The organism is Thiobacillus denitrificans ATCC 25259 (genome assembly GCF_000012745.1).
Taxonomy (GTDB): Bacteria; Pseudomonadota; Gammaproteobacteria; order Burkholderiales; family Thiobacillaceae; genus Thiobacillus; species Thiobacillus denitrificans_B.
Map to the genome: position 1 here is coordinate 791,812 of NC_007404.1, position 19,803 is coordinate 811,614.

Annotated in this window: 21 protein-coding genes; 20 read left to right on the top strand and 1 reads right to left on the bottom strand. The window is 68.9% G+C overall.

The genetic code is table 11. The features are described from left to right. On the bottom strand, positions 1 to 534 hold the full coding sequence (locus TBD_RS03800; protein WP_011311259.1) for an NUDIX hydrolase: 534 nt from the start codon (positions 532 to 534) through the stop codon (positions 1 to 3). A gap of 210 nt (positions 535 to 744) precedes the next feature. Between TBD_RS03800 and TBD_RS03805 the strand changes: the two genes are divergently transcribed. The 20 genes from TBD_RS03805 to TBD_RS14465 all read left to right on the top strand — a co-directional run bounded on the left by TBD_RS03805 (position 745) and on the right by TBD_RS14465 (position 19,761). Next, positions 745 to 1,788 carry an AAA family ATPase gene (locus TBD_RS03805; protein ID WP_011311260.1) on the top strand — a complete coding sequence of 348 codons (1,044 nt, stop codon included), beginning with the start codon at positions 745 to 747 and terminating at the stop codon, positions 1,786 to 1,788. A 6-nt stretch (positions 1,789 to 1,794) separates the two neighbouring features. Further along, on the top strand, positions 1,795 to 3,051 hold the full coding sequence (locus TBD_RS03810; RefSeq protein WP_011311261.1) for a vWA domain-containing protein: 1,257 nt from the start codon (positions 1,795 to 1,797) through the stop codon (positions 3,049 to 3,051). Between the two features lie 2 nt (positions 3,052 to 3,053). Next, positions 3,054 to 3,947, top strand: coding sequence for an Hsp33 family molecular chaperone HslO (locus TBD_RS03815; RefSeq protein WP_011311262.1), 894 nt, complete (start codon positions 3,054 to 3,056; stop codon positions 3,945 to 3,947). 2 nt (positions 3,948 to 3,949) lie between these two features. Continuing rightward, positions 3,950 to 4,231, top strand: coding sequence for a hypothetical protein (locus TBD_RS03820; RefSeq protein ID WP_011311263.1), 282 nt, complete (start codon positions 3,950 to 3,952; stop codon positions 4,229 to 4,231). Positions 4,232 to 4,381: 150 nt separating this feature from the next. After that, complete coding sequence (locus TBD_RS03825; RefSeq protein WP_011311264.1) at positions 4,382 to 6,115, top strand: GspE/PulE family protein; 1,734 nt, start codon at positions 4,382 to 4,384, stop codon at positions 6,113 to 6,115. Beyond that, a complete protein-coding gene (locus tag TBD_RS03830; protein ID WP_011311265.1) occupies positions 6,115 to 7,338 on the top strand; it encodes a type II secretion system F family protein in 1,224 nt (407 codons plus the stop codon). The genes TBD_RS03825 and TBD_RS03830 overlap by 1 nt, the downstream gene beginning before the upstream one ends. Positions 7,339 to 7,456: 118 nt before the next feature. Beyond that, positions 7,457 to 8,044 (top strand): type II secretion system protein, encoded by a 588-nt coding sequence (locus TBD_RS15215; protein ID WP_011311266.1) that lies wholly within the window; start codon positions 7,457 to 7,459, stop codon positions 8,042 to 8,044. Positions 8,045 to 8,056: 12 nt separating this feature from the next. Next, a complete protein-coding gene (locus TBD_RS03840; protein WP_011311267.1) occupies positions 8,057 to 8,524 on the top strand; it encodes a pilus assembly FimT family protein in 468 nt (155 codons plus the stop codon). Beyond that, positions 8,517 to 9,059 (top strand): type IV pilus modification PilV family protein, encoded by a 543-nt coding sequence (locus TBD_RS03845; RefSeq protein ID WP_011311268.1) that lies wholly within the window; start codon positions 8,517 to 8,519, stop codon positions 9,057 to 9,059. The genes TBD_RS03840 and TBD_RS03845 overlap by 8 nt, the downstream gene beginning before the upstream one ends. Further along, positions 9,043 to 9,828 (top strand): type II secretion system protein, encoded by a 786-nt coding sequence (locus TBD_RS03850; RefSeq protein WP_011311269.1) that lies wholly within the window; start codon positions 9,043 to 9,045, stop codon positions 9,826 to 9,828. The genes TBD_RS03845 and TBD_RS03850 overlap by 17 nt, the downstream gene beginning before the upstream one ends. Continuing rightward, the gene (locus TBD_RS03855; protein ID WP_011311270.1) at positions 9,825 to 10,262 is read left to right on the top strand and encodes a hypothetical protein; all 438 of its coding nucleotides are present in this window, start codon (positions 9,825 to 9,827) and stop codon (positions 10,260 to 10,262) included. Before TBD_RS03850 ends, TBD_RS03855 begins: the two co-directional genes overlap by 4 nt. Beyond that, positions 10,259 to 12,982 (top strand): DUF11 domain-containing protein, encoded by a 2,724-nt coding sequence (locus TBD_RS03860; protein ID WP_011311271.1) that lies wholly within the window; start codon positions 10,259 to 10,261, stop codon positions 12,980 to 12,982. Before TBD_RS03855 ends, TBD_RS03860 begins: the two co-directional genes overlap by 4 nt. A 58-nt stretch (positions 12,983 to 13,040) precedes the next feature. Beyond that, entirely contained in the window at positions 13,041 to 13,946 is a 906-nt protein-coding gene (locus tag TBD_RS03865) for a hypothetical protein (protein ID WP_011311272.1), read from the top strand. Next, complete coding sequence (locus TBD_RS03870; protein ID WP_011311273.1) at positions 13,943 to 14,590, top strand: PilN domain-containing protein; 648 nt, start codon at positions 13,943 to 13,945, stop codon at positions 14,588 to 14,590. Before TBD_RS03865 ends, TBD_RS03870 begins: the two co-directional genes overlap by 4 nt. Continuing rightward, complete coding sequence (gene gspM, locus TBD_RS14195; RefSeq protein WP_011311274.1) at positions 14,580 to 15,236, top strand: type II secretion system protein GspM; 657 nt, start codon at positions 14,580 to 14,582, stop codon at positions 15,234 to 15,236. Before TBD_RS03870 ends, gspM begins: the two co-directional genes overlap by 11 nt. Beyond that, on the top strand, positions 15,221 to 15,547 hold the full coding sequence (locus tag TBD_RS14200; RefSeq protein ID WP_011311275.1) for a hypothetical protein: 327 nt from the start codon (positions 15,221 to 15,223) through the stop codon (positions 15,545 to 15,547). Before gspM ends, TBD_RS14200 begins: the two co-directional genes overlap by 16 nt. Positions 15,548 to 15,567: 20 nt before the next feature. Then, positions 15,568 to 17,232, top strand: coding sequence for a pilus (MSHA type) biogenesis protein MshL (gene mshL / locus TBD_RS03885; RefSeq protein ID WP_011311276.1), 1,665 nt, complete (start codon positions 15,568 to 15,570; stop codon positions 17,230 to 17,232). After that, the gene (locus tag TBD_RS03890; RefSeq protein WP_011311277.1) at positions 17,229 to 18,200 is read left to right on the top strand and encodes an ExeA family protein; all 972 of its coding nucleotides are present in this window, start codon (positions 17,229 to 17,231) and stop codon (positions 18,198 to 18,200) included. Before mshL ends, TBD_RS03890 begins: the two co-directional genes overlap by 4 nt. A gap of 19 nt (positions 18,201 to 18,219) precedes the next feature. Then, positions 18,220 to 19,329 carry a tetratricopeptide repeat protein gene (locus TBD_RS03895; protein WP_011311278.1) on the top strand — a complete coding sequence of 370 codons (1,110 nt, stop codon included), beginning with the start codon at positions 18,220 to 18,222 and terminating at the stop codon, positions 19,327 to 19,329. 210 nt (positions 19,330 to 19,539) lie between these two features. After that, positions 19,540 to 19,761, top strand: coding sequence for a hypothetical protein (locus tag TBD_RS14465; protein ID WP_041432328.1), 222 nt, complete (start codon positions 19,540 to 19,542; stop codon positions 19,759 to 19,761). The last annotated feature ends 42 nt before the right edge of the window (positions 19,762 to 19,803 follow it).

The window sequence follows — 19,803 nt, forward strand, 5'->3', positions numbered from 1 at the left end:
TCAGCGGGTGCGGATGTCGCCGAAGTGGAAGTCGAAGGCGCCGGCCTTGCGGTCTTTGAAATACTGCTCGAGCGTCGCCTGCACGGTGCGGAAGGCGATCTGGTCCCACGGGATTTCGTCTTCGCCGAACAGCCGTGCCTCGAGCGACTCGACGCCCGGCTGGAAGTCGAGGTCGAGCAGACGCGCGCGGAACATGAAATACACCTGATTGATGTGCGGCAGGTTGTACAGGGTATAGAGACCGCCCATCTCGATGCGTGCGCCGGCCTCTTCCCAGGTTTCGCGCGCCGCGCCTTCGAGCGTCGTTTCGCCGTTTTCCATGAAGCCGGCCGGTAGCGTCCAAAGGCCGTAGCGTGGTTCGATCGCGCGGCGGCACAGCAGGATCTTGTCTTCCCACTCGGGGATGCAGCCGACGACCATCTTCGGGTTCTGGTAGTGGACCGTGCCGCAGCCGGCGCAAACGTGGCGGGGCAGGGTGTCGCCCTCGGGTACGCGAAGCACGACGGCGCTGCCACATTCACTGCAAAAATTCATGCTGCATTCACTCCAGACCGGTCCCGCACGGTAACAAAATTCCCCGGCCCCGGGCAAGCCGAGGCGTGGACGCGGCGGAGCATCCGGCGCCCCCCCGCCGCTGGGGGAAGCCCGCGCCGCGCCGCGCGCGGCAAGACCCTGCGCCGCGCGGGTGGAAGGCGAACCCCTCAGCGATTATCATTCAAGGCCCTACCGCTGCCTTGACCGATCATGCGTCCCGCCCACATCGAAACCATCCTCGACCGCGAATTCGAAAGCGCCGCCGACGGCCACCACACGCCCGTCATGCTGTGGGGGCCCCCGGGGGTGGGCAAGTCGCAGATCGTCGCCAAGATCGCGCAGCAGCACGGCGTGCCGCTCATCGACATCCGCCTGAGCCAGATGGAGCCGACCGACCTGCGCGGCATCCCCTTCCGCAGCGGCGATCTCGTCGAGTGGTCGATCCCGGCCGTGCTGCCGGACGCCGGGCGGCATGGCCCTTCTGGCATCCTCTTCCTCGACGAGATCACCTCGGCGCCGCCGACCGTCTCGGCCGCGGCCTACCAGCTGATCCTCGACCGTCGCCTCGGCGAATACAAAGTGCCGGAAGGCTGGGTCATCTTCGCCGCCGGCAACCGCCAGGGCGACCGCGGCGTGACCTACGCGATGCCGGCGCCGCTCGCCAACCGCTTCACGCACTACGAGGTCGAGGCCTACCTCGACGACTGGATCGACTGGGCGCACAACGAGAGCGTCGATCCGCGCGTCATCGCCTTCCTGCGCTTTCGCCCCGATCTGCTGTTCAGCTTCAATCCGGCGCACACGCCGATCGCCTTCCCGAGCCCGCGCTCGTGGGAGTACGCCCACCGCGCGCTGCAGAAGTTCGACCGCACCGAACTGCTCGCCGACGCGCTGACCGCCTGCGTCGGCCAGTCGGCGGGGCTGGAATTGAAGACCTTCGTCGACAACATGGCGCAGATGCCCGACATCGACGCGATCATCGCCGGCGAAGCGTCCGACGTGCCCGAGGGCATCGACCTGCAATACGGCGTCGCCGCGGCCCTGGTAAGGAAAGCGCTGCAGGCCGCCGACGCCGGCAACGCCGCGACGGTATACGGCAATATCCTCAAATACGCGCAGCGCTTCCCGCAGCGCGAGATGGGCGTGATGCTCGTCTCCGACCTCCACCGCGCGGTCGGGCGGCCGCTCTTCGCGGTGCCGGCCTTCGCCGAGTGGGCCAACAGCATCACCGACCTCGTCCTGTACGAACATTGATCCGCCATGGCTGACGCCGACGACGCCGCGCTCGCGCCGATCCTGACCAAGCTCGCCGCGGCGCGCACGCGGCTCATCATGGAGCGGCCCTTCCTCGGCGCGCTCGTCATGCATCTGCCGCTCAAGGTCGGCGGCGAGTGGTGCACGACGACCGGCACCGACGCGCAGGCGTTCTACTTCAACCCGAAGTTCATCGACAACCTCAACCTCGCGCAGACGCAATTCGTGCTTGCGCACGAGGCGATGCACTGCGCGATGGGCCATACCCATCGCCGCCAGCACCGCGTCAAGCGGCGCTGGGACGTCGCCTGCGACCACGCCGTCAACCTGATCCTGATCGAGGAGGGGCTCAAGCCGCCGCTGCACGGCATCCTCGCCGACCAGAACTTCATGACGCTGTCGGCCGAGGAAATCTATCCGCTGATCCCCGAGGACACGCCCGAGGAATCCTTCGACCAGCACATCTTCGACGACGACAACGAAGCCGGGGCGAGTCCCGACGACAGCCAGCGCCAGGACAACCCCGACGCCGGCGATGCGGGCGGGCAGGGCAAGGAGGGCCAGAGCGAGGCGGAGCAGACGCAGGGCAGCGGCAGCCAGCCGTCGCAAAAGCCGAACGAGCTTTCGCCGTCCGAGCGCGAGGAGCTCGCCGAGCAATGGAAGAACCGCCTCGCCGCGGCCGCGCAGGCGGCGCGCCAGGCCGGCAAGCTGTCGCAGTCGATGATGCGCTGGGTCGACGGCATGCTCGCCCCCAACCTGCCGTGGCGGGCACTGCTCGCGCGCTTCTTCGCGGTCAACCAGCGCGACGATTACTCCTGGCGCCGGCCCTCGCGCCGCGAAGGCGACGCGCTGCTGCCGCGTCTGTCGAGCGAGGGGCTCGACGTCGTCGCGGCGATCGACACGAGCGGCTCGATCAGCGACGAGGAGCTGCGCGAGTTCGTCAGCGAGCTCGACGCGCTCAAAGGCCAGGTGCGCGCCAAGGTCACGCTGCTCGCCTGTGACAACCACGTCGCCGACGCGGCACCCTGGGAGTTCGAGCCCTGGGATACGATGCAGCTGCCGGTCGAGATCGCGGGCGGCGGCGGCACCGACTTCCGGCCGGTCTTCGACTGGGTCGAGAACGAAAACCGCAACCCCGCCATGCTCGTGTATTTCACCGACGCCGAGGGCGACTTCCCCGCGCTGCCGCCGAACTACCCCGTGATCTGGCTCGTCAAGGGCAAAGGCGCCGTGCCCTGGGGCGAGCGGGTGCAACTGAACTGAGCATGACGACCGATCCCGACCCACGCCCCGACACGCCCGCCGCGCAGCCCAATCGCGTGCGCAGCTTCCTGTTCGAGCAGCTCGACATCCGCGGCGCCTGGGTTCAACTGGGCCCCGCGTGGCGCGGAATGACGGCCGGGCGCGGCTACCCCGCGCCGGTGACCGAACTGCTCGGCCAGCTCGCCGCCGTGACCACGCTCATCAGCGCGAACCTCAAGCAGCCGGGCCGCCTGACCTTCCAGCTGCGCGGCGCGGGGGCGGTGTCGCTGCTGATCATGGACTGCGACGAACAGCTGCGGCTGCGTGGCATGGCGCGCAGCCCGACGGAACTCGAAGCCGGCAGCCTGCAGGCCTTGCTCGGCGAGGGCGCGCTGACGCTGACGCTTGACACGGCCGAGATGCGCGAGCCGTATCAGAGCCACGTGCCGCTCGAAGGCGACACCGTCGCGGCCGTGTTCGAGCATTACCTGATGCAGTCCGAGCAGCTGCCGACGCGGCTCTGGCTGGCAGCGGACGGCGATGCTGCCGCCGGGCTTTTCCTGCAGGCGCTGCCCGGCGCGGCTCTGCGCGACAGCGACGGCTGGAACCGCGTGCAGATCCTCGCCGACACCGTGCGCGCCGACGAGTTACTGTCGCTCGGCGCGATCAAGCTGATCGAGCGCCTGTTCCCGGAGGAGGACGTGCGCGTCTACGATCCGCGCAGCGTCAGCTACCACTGCCCCTACGACCCCGACAAGATCCACGCGATGCTCAAAGGCCTCGGCCAGGCCGAGTGCGAGGCGATCGTCGCCGAGCACGGCGAAATCCGCGTCCACGACGACATCTGCAACCACGAATACGTGCTCGACGCGGCGGCCGTCGCGGCACTCTTTTCCGCGCCGCATCAGGGGGAGTGATCATGCGCACGACATGGATGGTGTGGGGGCTGCTCGCGCTGGCGCCCGCCGCGGCCGCCGCCGACGGCCGCTATCAGGCCTTGCCGCTGGCCGGCGCCGAGGGCGGCAGCGGCGGCGGGCGCGCGTTCATTCTCGACACCCGCGAGGGGCACGTGTGGGTCTGGAGCGAGAACGAACTCATGGCGACGCCGGGCGGCGGCCGCCGCTATGGCCCCGGCTTCATCTATCAGGGCAGGCTGCGGCCGGGCGACGCGCCCGGCGAGACGATCGACCCGCGCAGATGACCGCCGCCGGCCGGTCCCGGTTCTGCCCGCCGCGCCTGCACGCGGCTTTTTTTTCGCCGCGCGACCCGGCAGCCGGCCTGCGCGGCTCAAGGCGGCGCCCTCCGAAGCCGATACCAGCTCATCCCTCATAGCCAAAACAAACCCAGAACCATGCTGACCGAGACCGTTCCGCCGGCCGCCGCGCCCGCGGCGCGCCAGAAAATCCGCCTCGGCGATCTGCTCGTCGAACAGAAGGTCATTTCGGCCGCCGACCTCGATATCGCGCTGACGGCGCAGAAGAAGAGCGGACGGCGGCTGGGCCGCATCATCGTCGAGTCGGGCCTCGCCGGGGAGAACGACATCGCCCAGGCGCTGGCCCGCCAACTCGCGATTCCCTTCGTCGACCTCCGGAAATTCAACCCCGACCCGTCGATCCTGCAGTTGCTCGGGGAGACCCAGGCGCGGCGCTTCCGCGCGATTCCGCTCGGCCGGCGCGAAGGCGACATCTTCGTCGGCATGGCCGACCCGACCGACCTGTTCGCCTACGACGAGGTCGCGCGCCTGATCGAGGGCGGCATCCAGCTCGCAGTCGTCGCCGAGGGCGATCTCCTGTCGGCGATCGACCGCCTGTACCGGCGCACCGACGACATCCACGGCCTGACCGAGGAACTCGCACGCGACATGGGCGAGAGCGAGGCCAGCATCATCGGCCTCGACGCGCTCGGCGAAGGCCAGGCCGACGCGCCGGTGGTGCGGCTGCTGCAGACGCTGTTCGAGGACGCACTGCAGGTCAACGCCTCGGACGTGCATATCGAGCCGCAGGAAAAGCAGCTCATGATCCGCTTTCGCATCGACGGCGTGCTGCATCGGCAGACCGAGGCCGACCTCAGGATCGCCCCCGCGCTGGCGCTGCGCCTGAAGATCGTCTCCGGGCTCGACATTTCGGAGAAGCGGCTGCCGCAGGACGGCCGCTTCGCCGTCAAGGTGCGCGGCCGCACCGTCGACGTGCGCCTGTCGACGATGCCGACGCAATACGGCGAATCGGTCGTGATGCGCCTCCTGAGCCAGGGCGACAACGCGCCGACGCTCGACACGCTGGGCATGCCGCCCGCGATGCTCGAACGCTTCCGCGCGATCCTGCACCGCCCCAACGGCCTCGTCCTCGTCACCGGCCCGACCGGCAGCGGCAAGACGACGACGCTCTATGCCGCGCTCGGCGAACTCAACGACCCGGGCACCAAGATCATCACGGTCGAGGACCCGGTCGAATACCGCCTGCCCGGTGTCAACCAGGTCCAGGCCAACGACAAGATCGACCTCAGCTTCGCGCGGGTGCTGCGCGCGATGCTGCGCCAGGACCCCGACGTCATCCTGGTCGGCGAGATGCGCGACCCCGAGACTGCGCAGATCGCGCTGCGCGCCGCGATGACGGGCCATCTCGTACTCTCGACGCTGCACACCAACGACGCCGCGTCGACGCCGGTGCGCCTGCTCGACATGGGCGTGCCGTCGTTCATGGTCGCGACCTCGGTTCAGGGCGTGCTTGCGCAGCGCCTGCTGCGCAAGGTCTGCGAACACTGCAAGGCGCCGCATGTGCCGACCCCCCAGGAACGCGTGTGGCTCGGCGCGGCCTATGCCGAGGGCGACGCCTACGTGGCGGGACGCGGCTGCGAGCGCTGCCACGGCACGGGCCACGCCGGCCGCCAGGCGATCCACGAACTGCTCGAGATCAGCGCGCCGCTCGCCGACGCGCTCGCGCGCAAGCCGCCGGCCGAGTTCGTCCTCGCCGCTCGCGCCGAACTCGCCGGCCGCACGCTGCGCGATCAGGCGCTCGCGCTCGCGCGCAGCGGCGTCGCCTCGCTGTCCGAGGCGATGCGGGTCAGCGCGCAGGACGAGACGCACTGATGCGTTTCAGCTACACCGGCCGCACCCAGGGCGGCGAGAAGGCGCAGGGCATCCTCGAAGCAGAAAGCGCGACCGAATGCGCGGCGAGCCTCCTGAAGAGCGGCATCGCGCCGATCACGATCCGCGAGACCGGGCGCTCGGAGCGCCGCGGCACCGGCAGCGAAGCGTCGGGGCTCTTCGCGCCGCGGATCAAGCCGATCGACGTACAGCTTTTTTCGCGCCAGCTCTACACGTTGCTGCGCGCCGGCGTGCCGATCCTGCGCGCGCTCGCCGGCCTGATCGAGTCGACTGCCAATCTCGCGTTCGCGCGCGTGATCGCCTCGCTCAAGGAATCGCTCGAAGCCGGGCGCGACCTGTCGACCGCGATGCGCCAGCACCCGCGCGTGTTCTCGCCGTTCTACGTCGCGATGGTGCGCGTCGGCGAGGCGACGGGGCGCCTCGATGAAATCTTCCTGCGCATGTTCGAACACCTCGAATTCGAGCGCGAGACGCGCGCCCGCATCAAGGAGGCGCTGCGCTACCCGACCTTCGTGCTCATCGCCATGGTCGTCGCCGTCGCGGTCATCAACGTCTTCGTGATCCCGGCCTTCGCCAAGGTCTACGCCGGGTTTGGCGCCGAGTTGCCGCTCATGACCCGCATCCTGATCGAGACCTCGCGCCTGACGCTGGCCTACGGCTGGTATCTGCTCGCAGGCGCCGTGCTCGCCGGGGCAGGCTTCAGCCTCTGGCGCGCCTCGCCCGACGGCCGTCTGGTCTGGGACCGCTTGAAATTGCGCCTGCCGCTGACCGGGTCGATCGTGCTGCGCAGCACGCTCGGGCGCTTCGCGCGCACGCTCGCGCTGTCGATGAAGAGCGGCATTCCGGTGGCGCAGGCGCTCTCGGTCGTCGCCGAAGTCACCGACAACGCCTGGATCGGCTCGCGCGTCGAGCAGATGCGCAACGGCATCGAGCGCGGCGAATCGATCCTGCGCACGGCCCAGCACGCCGGCGTGTTCAACGCCGTCGTGCTGCAGATGATCGCGGTCGGCGAGGAGACCGGCAGCATCGACGAACTCATGCAGGAAGTCGCCGAGATGTACGAGCGCGAGGTCGACTACGAGATCAAGACCCTCTCGGCGCGCATCGAGCCGATCATCATCGCCGCCATGGGCGGCCTCGTGCTCGTGCTCGCGCTCGGCGTCTTCCTGCCGATGTGGGACCTCGCGAGCGTCGCGATCAAGTGAGTTTTTCGCCGTGATTTCGCGTTTTTCGTTCAAGTCCGGCGCACCAACGCCGAAATAGTTGCAGCGCTGCCGCGCTTGCGGGCCGGCAGTGAACTCGTCCAAACCTGTGGAGAACATAATGATTACCCAAAAGGGCATGCAGTCCAGGCAGCACGGTTTCACCATGATCGAACTGATCGTCGTCATCGTCATTCTCGGCATTCTGGCGGCGGTGGCGCTGCCGCGGTTCACCAACGTCCAGCGCGACGCGCGGATCGCCAAGCTCAATGCGGCGCGCGGCGCCGTGCAGGCAGCGGCGGCGATGGTTCATGGGGCCGCGCTCGCTCGCGCCGGCGTGGCTGACACGGCCAACTGCGGGTCGGCCATCGGCTTTGGTCCCGACCCGGCGAACAATACGACCAACATCTGTACCGAGAATGGGCTGGTCCAGATCGTCAACACTTATCCCACGGCCAACGTGCTCGGTATTCTCAACGCGAGCGGGCTGATCTCGACCTTCTTCCCCGCGGGAACGGGGGTCGCTGCCGCCAACACTGCGCTTGATCCCGAGGGCTACAGCGTGGCCGGCGGAGGCGCTGCGGCAGGCTCGGTGCTGACGGTTCGGGTGGACGGCGGGACCACCCCCGCGAATTGCTCGTTCACCTACACCTCGCCCGCAGCCAATACCGCCCCGGTAGTCAGCGCCGTGAATACCGCGGGCTGCTGATCGCATCGCGTCATGGCTCACTCAAACCGCGGCACTAGCCGCGGTTTTACCATGGTGGAGCTGATCCTCGTCATGGTCATCGCCGGCATCATCGCGGCGGTGGCGATGCCGCGCCTGGTCGGCAATAACGGTTTCGACACCCGCGGCTTCGCCGACGAGCTCGCCGCGACCCTGCGCTTCGCGCAGAAGCTCGCGGTCGCGCAACGGCGCGCGGTGTTCGTCCAGATCACGGCGGCCGACGCGAGCCTGTGCTACGTCGCGACCTCGCCGTGTCCGGCGGCGGACCAGGCGCCCGGCCCGGGGGGAGAGAAGCCCTATACGATCACGGCGCCGAATGGCGTGGCGATCGCGCCGGCGACGACGCTTGGTTTTGCCGCAAGCGGCGGCCCGGACATCACGGCGCCGCTCGTCCTGCAGGTCGTCGGCGCGGCGACGTATCCGATCCGCGTCGAACGCGAAACGGGCTACGTCCATGAATAAGGCGCGCGGCGTCAGCCTGATCGAGCTCCTGGTCTTCATCGTCGTCGTCGGCATCGCGGTGACCGGCGTGCTCGCGCTCTATGGCCTCAACGTGCGGACGAGCGGCGACCCGATGGTGCGCAAGCAGGCGCTCGCGATCGCCGAATCGCTGCTCGAGGAAGTGCTCGCCAAGCCCTTTACCTATTGCGATCCGGACGATGCGAACGTGGAGACGGCCGCCGACGCCTCGGGGTGCGCGACGACCCCAGAAGGCCCAGGGCCGGAAGACGCCAGCGAAACGCGCCATGCCAACCTCACGCCCTTCGACAACGTCAACGACTACGACGGCTTTGCCATGACCGGCATCGTCGATCTGGCAGGCAATTCCGTCGCGGGCCTCGACGCCTACAGCGCGCGCGTCGCGGTGCAGCCTGCCGGCGCGTTCCACGGCATCCCGGCCGGAGAAACGCTGCTCGTCACGGTCACGGTCAGCGGCCCGGGCAACCAGACGGTCAGCCTCTCGGGCTACCGCACGCGTCATGCGCCCAATCTCTGACAGCGCAGGCTTCACGCTGGTCGAAATGATCATCGTGATGGCGGTCACCGCCGTCGTCGGGGCGATGGTCGCGGTGTTCCTGCGCGGGCCGATCGAAAGCTACGTCGCGCAAGACCGTCGCGCGGGCCTCGTCGACGCCGCCGACACGGCCTTGCGGCGCATGCAGCGCGACATCCGGCTTGCGCTTCCCAACAGCGTGCTCGTCGACACGATTCCGGGCGGGCCGTCGCTCGAATTCCTCGGTACGCGGGCGGGCGGGCGCTACCGCGCCGACGGCAGCGGCGACATCCTCGACTTCACGGGGGCCGATGCGAGCTTTGACGTGCTCGGTCCCGGTGTCGAAATGCGGACGGGCGACCGCATCGCGATCTACAACCTCGGCATCGAGGGCGCCGACGCCTGGTCGGGGGTCAACATGACGACCTACACCGGCGGCGATGTTCCGAGCGCGAAAAACATCGCGATCACGCCGTTTCAGTTCCCGCTCGCCTCACCGGGCAACCGCTTCCAGGTCGTCGACGGGCCCGTCGCGTATCAATGCAACCTCGCCGCCGGCACGCTCACGCGCTTCTGGGGCTACGATCCCTTCGCCGGAATCACCGCGGCGACGCCGCGCGCGCTGCTCACGACCGGCGTCAGCGCCTGCACCTTTACCTACGAGCCCGGCGTCACCGAGCGCGGCGGCCTCGTCAGCATGACGCTGGCGCTGAGCGACGGCGGCGAATCGGTGCGGCTCTACGCAGCGACGCAGGTCAGCAACCAGCCATGAGCGGCCGGCCTCGTTCCCGCACCCACATGCGCGGCTTCGCGCTGCCGACGGCGATTTTCCTGCTCGTCGTGCTCGCGGCGCTCGGCGGCTACATGGTGTTGCTCTCGCGCAGCAGCCAGCTCAGCAGCGCGCTCGACATCCAGGGGGCGCGTGCGAGCCAGGCGGCGCGGGCCGGGATCGAATGGGCCGCCTGGCAGGTCACCGACCCGCAGGCCCTGCAGCCGGCGCCGACGCCGTGCCCGACCTCGCCGACGCTGCTGACGCTCGACGGCACGCTCGCGGGTTTCGCGGTCAGCGTCGAGTGCCTGCGCTCGCTCGAAGATGACGGTGCCGCAACGGTCGCGGTCTACGAGATCACGGCGACGGCGAGCACGGGCGCCGTCGGTGGGCTGGATCGGGTCGAGCGGCAAATCCGCGCGACCCTGGCGAAATGAAGCGAACCCTGGGCCGCAAATCACTCGACCGAGCCGTCCGCCTGAGCCGTGTGCTGCTCGGCGGGTTTTGCGCCACGGCGCTGCTTCTGGTCACGGCGCCAGCCCTCGGCGCAGGCCAGTGCTCGCCCGAGATCGGCAGGGCCACACTCAACGAGTACAACCACCAGGACAAGTTCGTCGAGGTGAAGCGGCTCAATGTCGCGACCGCCATGACGGGCTGGAAGGTGCGCGTCTATTCAAGTGCCGGTGGCTACGCGCAGCGCGATTTTCCAGCCACGTCGGGCAACGCCTGCGGCGAATATCACGTGTTCGACCTCAAGGCCGCACCGAAGGACGCGGACATCGTTCTGCTCGACGGCAACGACGACGTCGTCGACATCCTGCGCGTCCGGGATTCGTCGCTGCCCGTGGGGACGCCGTTCTACACGCCTTATCCGGGCTGCGCCTTCCTCAGCCCGCCGACCGACCTGGAGATCGACGCCGCCCGCAAAGGGGTCGACCGCACCCCCGACGGTGTCGGCCCGTGGCGCAACACGCCGGGCGTCGGCGCCAATTCCTACGAGACCCGCTGCGGCGGCAACACGCCCGCAGGCGCGGCTGCTGATCTGCGGATCACGAAGACGGCCGGCGCCGCCAGTATTCTCCTCGGCGCCAGCGTCAAATTCACCGTGACGGTGACCAACCTCGGCCCCAACATCGGCAGCACGCTGATCGTCACCGATACGCTGCCGGCCGGCCTGACCTATGTGTCGCACACGGCGTCGGCCGGGATCTACAGCGTCGCGACGGGCCTCTGGACCCTGGGGTCACTCGCCGTGGGGGCGTCGCAGACGCTCACGCTCACGGCAAGCGGCAACAGTGTCGGCACCTGGACCAATACCGCCACCGTCGCCTCCGACAATCGCGACCCGGTGACGGCGAACAACACGGCCAGCGCCGGGGTCACGGTGATCAACCCGGCGCCGGCGGGGTTCAACGCCTTCGAATCGGCGACGCCGGCCGGTGCGACGACCGGCGTGATACGCACCAAGCGCGCGGGCAGCGCCTTCAGCCTCGACGTCATCGCGATCAGCGGCGGCGCGCAGGATGCCTGGTTCAATGGCAACGTCCGCGTCGAACTGCTCGGCAACACGACGACGGGCGTGGGTCTCGACGCCCGCAATTGCCCGGCGAGCGCGACGCTGTTGCAGACCGTGCCGGCCGCAGCGCTGAGCGGCGGACGGGCGACGCTCGGCTTCGCGGCGGTCAGCGACGCCTGGAAGGACGTGCGGGTGCGAATCGGCTACCCGGCGTCGGCGCCGACGGTCTTCGCCTGCTCGAACGACAACTTCGCGATCCGCCCCGAGCGTTTCGAGGGCGTGGTCGTGAGCGACGCCGACAGCAGCACCGCCGGCACGGCGCGCGCGCTCGACAACCTTTTGGTCAACGGCGGTGTCGTCCACAGGGCAGGCCGCCCGTTCCGCATCGCGGCCAGGGCGGTCAACGCCGGCGGCGCGAGTACGGCGAATTACGTCGACAGTCCCGAGGCCGACCTCGCGGGCTGCCTGCTGCCGAGCGGAACCTGCACGCCCGGCCTGCTCGCGACCGGTGCCTGGTCGGTCGTCGGCACGGGCACCGTCGCGACCATGGCCGCAACCTATTCCGAAGTCGGCGCGTTTGCCATGACACTCGTCGACCGGCACTTTGCCGACGTCGACGCGGCCGATTCGACGCCGGCCGAACGCCATGTCGTATCCGGGGCCGCGAACGTCGGCCGCTTCGTCCCCGACCATTTCGACCTCGTCGCCGCGAACACGCCCGTCTTCAAAACCTTCAACGACACCACCTGCGGCACCCGTTCCTTCACCTACGTCGGCCAACCCTTCGGCTACGCGACGCTGCCGCAGGCAACGATCACCGCGAAGAATGCGGGCGGCGGCGTCACCGTCAACTACGCCGGTGCGCTGTGGAAACTCGCGGCCTCCGGCGTGACCGAGAGCTACACGGCGGTCACGGGCACGCTCGACACCGGCCTGATCGGCACGTCGGCGGTGAGCGAGACGGGTTCCGGCAGCGGGACCCTGAGCCCCGATGCGAACGGCCTTATCGCATTCGCGCGCAGCCTGCCGCTGACACCCTTCAGCGCGGACGTCAATCTGTCGCTAAGTGTCCGGGACAGCGCGGAAAACGGCGAACCGGGCAACGGCGTCATCGAGACCGCGACGCCGGCCCAGTTCCCCGACATCGCCTTCGATTCCGGCGACGAGATCCGCTTCGGCCGCCTGGTCCTGCGCAACGCCCACGGTTCGGAGCTGCTCCCGCTGCCGGTCGCGATCGAGACCCAGCACTGGACCGCCGCGGGCTTCGTGCGCAACGCCGCGGATTTCTGCACGCGGCTTGCGGCCAATCACGTGGTGCTGTCGAACTGGCAACGCAACCTCGTCGCCTGCGAGACTTCGTCGGCGCTGTCGGGGCGTTTCAACGCCGGCCGCGGCAATCTGCGATTCGGCGCGCCGGGCCAGAACAACAGCGGCAGCGTCGACCTCGTCGTGCGGCTCGACGGGGTCGGCGGCGGCAGCGGCTGCGTCGGTGGTGCGACGACGCCCGCGGTCGGCGCGGACCAGTCATGGCTGCGGGGCCGTTGGAGCGGGGGCGCCTACGACCAGGATCCGGCGGCGCGCGCGAGCTTCGGCCTTCATCGCGGCAGCCGGGCGCAGATCTATGTGCGCGAGTTGTACTGAAAGATTTTGACCGCAACGACGTGTTTGTTTAATTTCGGAAAATTTTTGACCTTCGATCATGCGCTTCCTGCGTCGCAAAGCTGAACTGGGCCTCACCGCCTACCTGCGCCTTCCCGGGCGCGTCGCCTACGCGCGCGTCGATCGCCGTGCCGCCGTACCGAAGCTGCTCGACGTCGGCGTCGTCCCGGTCAAGGACAACAACTGGAACGAAGCGCTGTCGAAGCTGCCCCGGCGCGGCCCGCTCAGCCTGGTGCTGCGTCCCGCCGACTACAAGATGCGTCTGCTCGACGCGCCGAACGTCCCGGCTGAGGAAATCAAGTCGGCGGTGCGCTGGCAAATGCAGGACACGCTCGATTTCCATGCCAACGACGGCACGCTCGACGTGCTCGACGTGCCGCATCCCGAGCATCTCAGCCACGTCCGGCAGATTTTTGCCGTCGCCGCGCGTAACGCGCTGCTGGCCGAGGAGACCACACTCGCGACCAACGCCGGCCTGCACCTGACGATCATCGACATCATCGAGACCGCGCAGCGCAACCTCGTCGCGCGCCTCGAAACGCGCGGGCGCGCTCTCGCCGTCTTCGCCTTCGTCGAAACCGGCGGCCTGCTGACGCTGACCCTCGACGGCGAGCTCTGCATGACACGCACGCTCGGCGTCAACCCCGGGCTGCTCGAGAGCGACCCGGAGGGCGCGCTCGAGCGCCTGACGCTGGAAATCCAGCGCAGCCTCGACCACTTCGACCGTCAGTTCGGCGGCATTCCGGTGGACCGCCTGCTGCTGCTGCCGGGAGAGGCGATCGGGCGCCTGCGCGACGGCCTCGCCGGCAACCTCGCGCTGCCGGTCGACGTGCTGGCCTTCGCGAGCGCACTCGATACCTCGGCCTTCCCCGAGGTCGACACGCTGCCGCCGCCGTGCTTCCACGCAATCGGCGCGGCGCTGCGCATGGAAGACAGCCAGCCATGAGCCAGCAGATCAACCTCGCCAATCCCCTGCTGCTGCGCAAGCGCTACGTCTTCGGCGTGCGCGAGATGGGTCTCGCGCTCGTCGCGATCGTCGCGCTGGCTCTGGCCTGGGCGGGCTACCAGCACTATCGCGCCCGGGCACTCGACGCCGAGGCCACCGAGCACGAGGCGCGGGCGGCGCAGGCGCAGCACGAGCTCGACCGCCTGAGCGCAGCGATCCGCCCGCCGAGCGCGTTGCTCGCCGAGCGCGTGAGCTTCGCACGCGCCCAGACCGTGCAGCGCGAGGCGGTGCTCGCGTCGCTCGAGGGCGTCATCGAAAAAGGTTCGAAGGGCTTCTCAGAGCGGTTGCGCGCGCTCGCCCACGGCCGCATCGACGGCGTCTGGCTCAACGGCTTCGTGCTCTCTGCGGACTACGTCTCGCTCGAGGGCTCGGCCCTGAGTGTGGGCCTCGTCGGCGACTACATCGAGCGTCTCGGCAGGCAGGCGCCGTTCGCCGGGATGAAATTCTCGGGGATGGAGGCGGCGGCGCCGCGGGGGGCCGATCCGGCGCGGCAGGACGCCGACGCGCCATTGGCGGCCGTCGATTTCACCCTTTATTCGGGCAATGCGCCCGGCAGCACGGAAGGAAAGCCGCATGCTCCGTGACAAGTTTCAGCAGCTCGGAGAGCGTATCGAGGGCATGAGTCCGCGCGAGCGCGCCTTCGTCTTCGCCGCGGCCGTCATGCTCGCGCTCGCCCTCGTGCAGACCCTGGTGATCGACCCCGCGCGCGAGCGCCAGCAGCGCGCACAGGAGCGGGTGCAAAGCGCCCGGGCGGCGCTGCAGCAGATCGCGCAGCAGACCGCCGCGGTCCGCGACACGTTGCGTGTCGACCCCGACCGGACGGCCCGCGATGCGCTCGCCGCCGAGGAGGCACGACTGGCCGAACTTGCCCGTGAACTCGAGGCGCGCGAACGTCTGCTGATCGCACCGGAGCGCATGCAGCAGGTATTGAAGGACGTGATCGACGGGGAGGGCCGGGTGCATGTCGTCGGCTTCAAGACGTTGAGCCCGCAGCCCGTTGCCGTGCAGAACGCGCCGGGCGACGCGCCGCCGGGGTTTTATCGCCACGGCTTCGAGGTGACCGTGACTGGCCCCTATGCCGAGCTCGTCGCATACCTCGAGCGCCTCGAGGGGCTGCCGTGGCAACTCGGCTGGACGTCGGCGACGCTCGATGCGGCCGAGCGACCCGCGCTCTCGCTCACCCTGATCGTCAACACCCTGAGCCTGGAGGAAACATGGCTGCGCGTATGATGCGTCCCGTTCTTGCGGCGCTGCTAGCGGCGCCGCTCGCTGCACTGGCGCTGCCCGATCCGACCGCGCTCCCGGTTGCGCCGGGCGCCGGCGGCGCGGAAGCCGGAGCGGGTGCGACGCTCGCCGCGATCAAGCGCAACGGGCACACCCGCATCGCGGTCATCGGTGGACGCGAGTTCGCCGAGGGCGGGCACTACCAGGACGCGCGCATCGTGCGCATCGGCGAAAGCGAGGTCGTGCTGCGCCGCGGCGGTGAAACCACGGTGCTCAGACTCTACCCGCAGGTCGAAAAACGGCCGCGCGGGAAATAAGAAAACAGGAGACATTGCGGATGATGAAGACCCTATTGCTCGCTGCGCCGCTCGCGCTGGCCGGCTGCGCCGCGACGCTCACCGGGCAGGATACCCGGCAGGCGATCCGCGACGACGTCGCGCAGGCCGCGCAGGCGAAGCCCGTTGCACCACCGGCCCTGAGCGACGATGAGGCCCGCGCTGCGCTGATGCCGCCCATCAAGCTCGAGCGTCCGAAAGTTGCTGCGCCAGCCGAACCCCGCTTCGATCTCGCGGTCAGCGGCGCGCCGGCGCAGGAGGTGTTCCTGGCGATCGTCTCCGGCACGCCCTACAGCATGCTCGTGCACCCGGAAGTCGCGGGCTCGGTTTCGGCCAACCTCAAGAACGTGACCGTGCCCGAAGCGCTGTCTGCGATCCGCGAACTTTACGGCTACGAGTACACGATCGAGGGCCGCCGCGTCATGGTGCACCCGCTGACCCCGCAGACGCGGATCTTCAAGGTCAACTATCTGGCCGGAACCCGCGCCGGTGCGTCGGACACGCGCGTGATCTCGGGCTCGGTCAGCGCCGCCTCGGGCAACGGCAACGGCGCGTCCGCAGGCGGCAGCGGCAGCAGCAACCAGCAGTCGCTCGAAACGAGCAAGATCAGTACCGCGGTCAATTCGGATTTCTGGGGCGAACTGAAGCTCGCGCTCGACGCCATCGTCGGCGAATCGGGCAAGGTCATCCTGAGTCCGCAGTCCGGTGTCGTCGTCGTGAAGACGCCGCCGCGGACGATGCGCGAAGTCGAGCGTTTCCTCAAGGCGACCGCGCTCGCGGTCGAGCGCCAGGTCATGCTCGAAGCAAAAATCATCGAGGTGCGGCTCAGCGACGGCTTCCAGACCGGAATCAACTGGGCGGCGCTGCACGAGGGGCGGCACAAGTACTCGTCCGGCGCCGATGCGGGCAACTTCAATCTGGTGACGGGCGCGGCTTCGGGCTCGCTCGGCAGCGTCCTCGGCAGCGGTTTGCCGGCCGCATCGGGAACCTCGGGCGGCATCTTCGGACTGGCGTTCCAGACCAAGAGCTTCGCCGCGCTGATCAATTTCCTCGAAACCCAGGGCGCGGTCCATGTCCTGTCGAGCCCGCGGATCGCCGCGCTGAACAACCAGAAGGCGGTGCTCAAGGTCGGTACCGACGACTTCTTCGTGACCAACGTCTCCACGACGAGCAACACCGGCGGCGCGGGCACGACGACGACGCCGAGCGTGACGCTGCAGCCCTTCTTCTCGGGGATCGCGCTCGACGTCACGCCGCAGATCGACGAGCGCGGGCGAATCACGCTGCATGTCCGTCCGTCGGTCAGCGTGGTGACCGAGAAAATCAAGAACATCGACGCCGGCGCCGCGGGCAGCCTCACGCTGCCGCTCGCGTCGAGCGCGGTCTCGGAAACCGACAGCGTGGTGCAGGTCGAAGACGGCCGCATCGTCGCGATCGGCGGCATGATGAAACAGTCGTTCGATGACAGCGCCAACCGTGTTCCCGCGATCGGACGCGTGCCGCTGCTCGGTTACTTCTTCGGCAACACCGCGCGCAGCGCGAGCAAGAGCGAGCTCGTGATCCTGATCAAGCCCACCGTCATCGACAGCCAGGAAGACTGGCAGGCCGACGCGGAAGCGACGCGGGCGCGTCTCGAGAAGCTCGAGCGGCAAGCCGCGAATCCGTGATCGCGTCGTCCGCGCGTCCTGACAACGCGTCGATCGTCGATGCGGGCAGGCGGGCGGTCGGCGCGGGCAGCGGGCTGTCCTATCTTGCGCATTTCGGGTTGAGCGAGGCACCGTTCCGGCTCACGCCCGACACCGATTTCTTTTTCGCCTCGCCGCCGCATCGCGAGGCGCTCAACACGCTGCTTTATGCCCTCGAAAACGGCGAAGGTTTCATCAAGATCGTCGGCGCCGTGGGCACCGGAAAAACGCTGCTGTGCCGCATGCTGCTCGCGTCCCTGCCGGCGAACTGCCAGGCGGTCTATCTGCCCAACCCCGCGCTCGATCCGGCCGGCATCCTGCTCGGCGTCGCCGAGGAACTCGGCATCTCGCCGGACGGCGGCGGCTTCGGCGTACACAAGGCAATTCAGTCGCGCTTGCTCGAACTGGCGCAGCGCGACATCCACGTCGTCCTGATCCTCGACGAGGCCCAGGCGATTCCAGCCGACAGCCTCGAGGCGCTGCGCCTGCTGTCGAATCTCGAAACCGAGAAGCGCAAGCTCCTGACCATCGTGCTTTTCGGTCAGCCCGAGCTCGACGCGCGGCTCAACGCGATCCCGCAACTCAAGACCCGGATCAGCTTTCACGAGCGGCTGCGCGCACTTGATCGCGACGAGATGAGGGCCTACCTCGATCATCGGCTCGAACACGCGGCCCAGCCGGAGGGCGGGCGCGTTTACTTCACGCCGCGCGCGCTGCGGGGGTTGCACCGGACGAGTGGGGGCGAGCCGCGCGTCGCCAACGTCATCGCGCATAAAGCCCTGCTGCTCGCGTACGGCCGCGGCCTCGACCGCGTCGGCTGGCGCGAGGTGCGGCTCGCCGCGCGCGACACCGCCGACACAGCGTCGCGCGCTCGCGGTCTGGCCCGGCATGCTGGGCTTGCCGCGCTGCTCGCCGGCGCGACGGTCGCCGCGCTTTATCTCGCGCTATAGCCTTGCGGAGTTCATTGCCATGAGCATCATCAACCAGACGCTGCGCGAGCTCGACGCGCGCCGGGCCGCGGCAGGCGGCGTGCCCCTGCCGTCCCCGGTCGCCGTTCGCCGGCGCGACTGGCGGCCGGTGATCGCGGGGACCGTGCTCGTGTCCGCTGCCGCGCTGTTCGGCTGGTTCAAGTTCGGCGTGCCGGGGGAGGCCATGCCGCCGCTCACGCCCGCCGCTGCCCATCCGGCCGCGCCGCAAACCGAACTGCAAGCAGCGCACCAACCCGCTACACAACCGGCACCCGAACCGGCACCCGAACCGGCACCCGAACCGGCACCCGAACCGGCACCCGAACCGGCACCCGAACCGGCACCGCGGGTCGCGATGCCGCGAACGCCCGCCCCGATACCGGCCCTTACCGCGCGGGCGGATTCGTCGCCGCGGGTCGAAGCCGTCCCTATCGCCGATCAGGGCGCGCCGCAGGCATCCGACATGGCCGTCGCGGCGCCGTCTGCGCCGGCGAGTACAGCCGCGCGGGAGACGCGCATTCGCAAGGACTTCAGCCCACCGAGTGCCGATGCGCAGGCCGAAGCCAGCTATCGCAGGGCGGCAGCGTTGGCGCAGGGTGGCCGCGAAAGCGAAGCGCGCACGCTGCTCGGCGACACACTCCGGATCGCTCCCGGGCACGCCGCGGCGCGCCAGTTGCTGGCGACGTTGCTCCACGAAGCCGGTCAGTACGGCGCAGCCGAAGCGACCTTGGCCGCGGGCCTTCGCGCGTCGCCCGACCACCCGTGGTTCGCGCTGAGCCTCGCGCGCGTGCAGGCGGAACGCGGAGACATCGCTGCGGCGGTCGCCACGCTCGGCGACGGCATCGAACGCCGCACGGTCGACGCCGAGTATCGGGCGACGCTCGCGGCGCTGCTGCTGAGCATCGGTCGGCCCGGCGAGGCCGCGCGGCAGTACGAGCAGGCGGTCAAGACGGCGCCGGGGAACGGGCGATGGTGGATGGGTCTGGGCCTCGCGCGCGAAGGTGAGGGAAATGCCGCGGCGGCGCGTGTCGCCTATGGCCGCGCGCTGGTCGCCGGTGACCTGCCGGAAAAGCTCGTGGTTTTTGTGCAGGCGAAGCTCGCGGCGCCCTGAATGGCGCGCGCCTCGGGCCGCCCGGCGGGCGATTGCGCCTGACCTGTTGTAGCCGCACAACGCAATTTTTACAAAATTGAAGAAAATGACCGGCTTGTGGTTTTCCGTTGGCGATTTGCTAGAATTCCGCGCGTCGGCTGGATCACAAGTCCCGGACCGATCTCTGGTGTGGGTTTTTATCTACGTATGTATAAGTAAAGGGAAATCAAAATGAAATATTCCGTTCTCCTGGCTGCTCTGCTGGCCGCTTCGATGACCGCTTGCGGCCAAAAAGAAGAAGCTGCTGCACCTGCCGAAGCGCCCGCGATGGAAGCGCCTGCTGAAGCACCGGCCATGGAAGCACCTGCTGCTGAAGCTCCGGCTCCTGAAGCGCCCGCTGCCGAAGCACCGGCTGGCGAAGCTGCTCCTGCAGAACCCGCTCCCGCCCAGTAATTCCGGGTCAGGAACACGAAAAAACCGGCCTTCGGGCCGGTT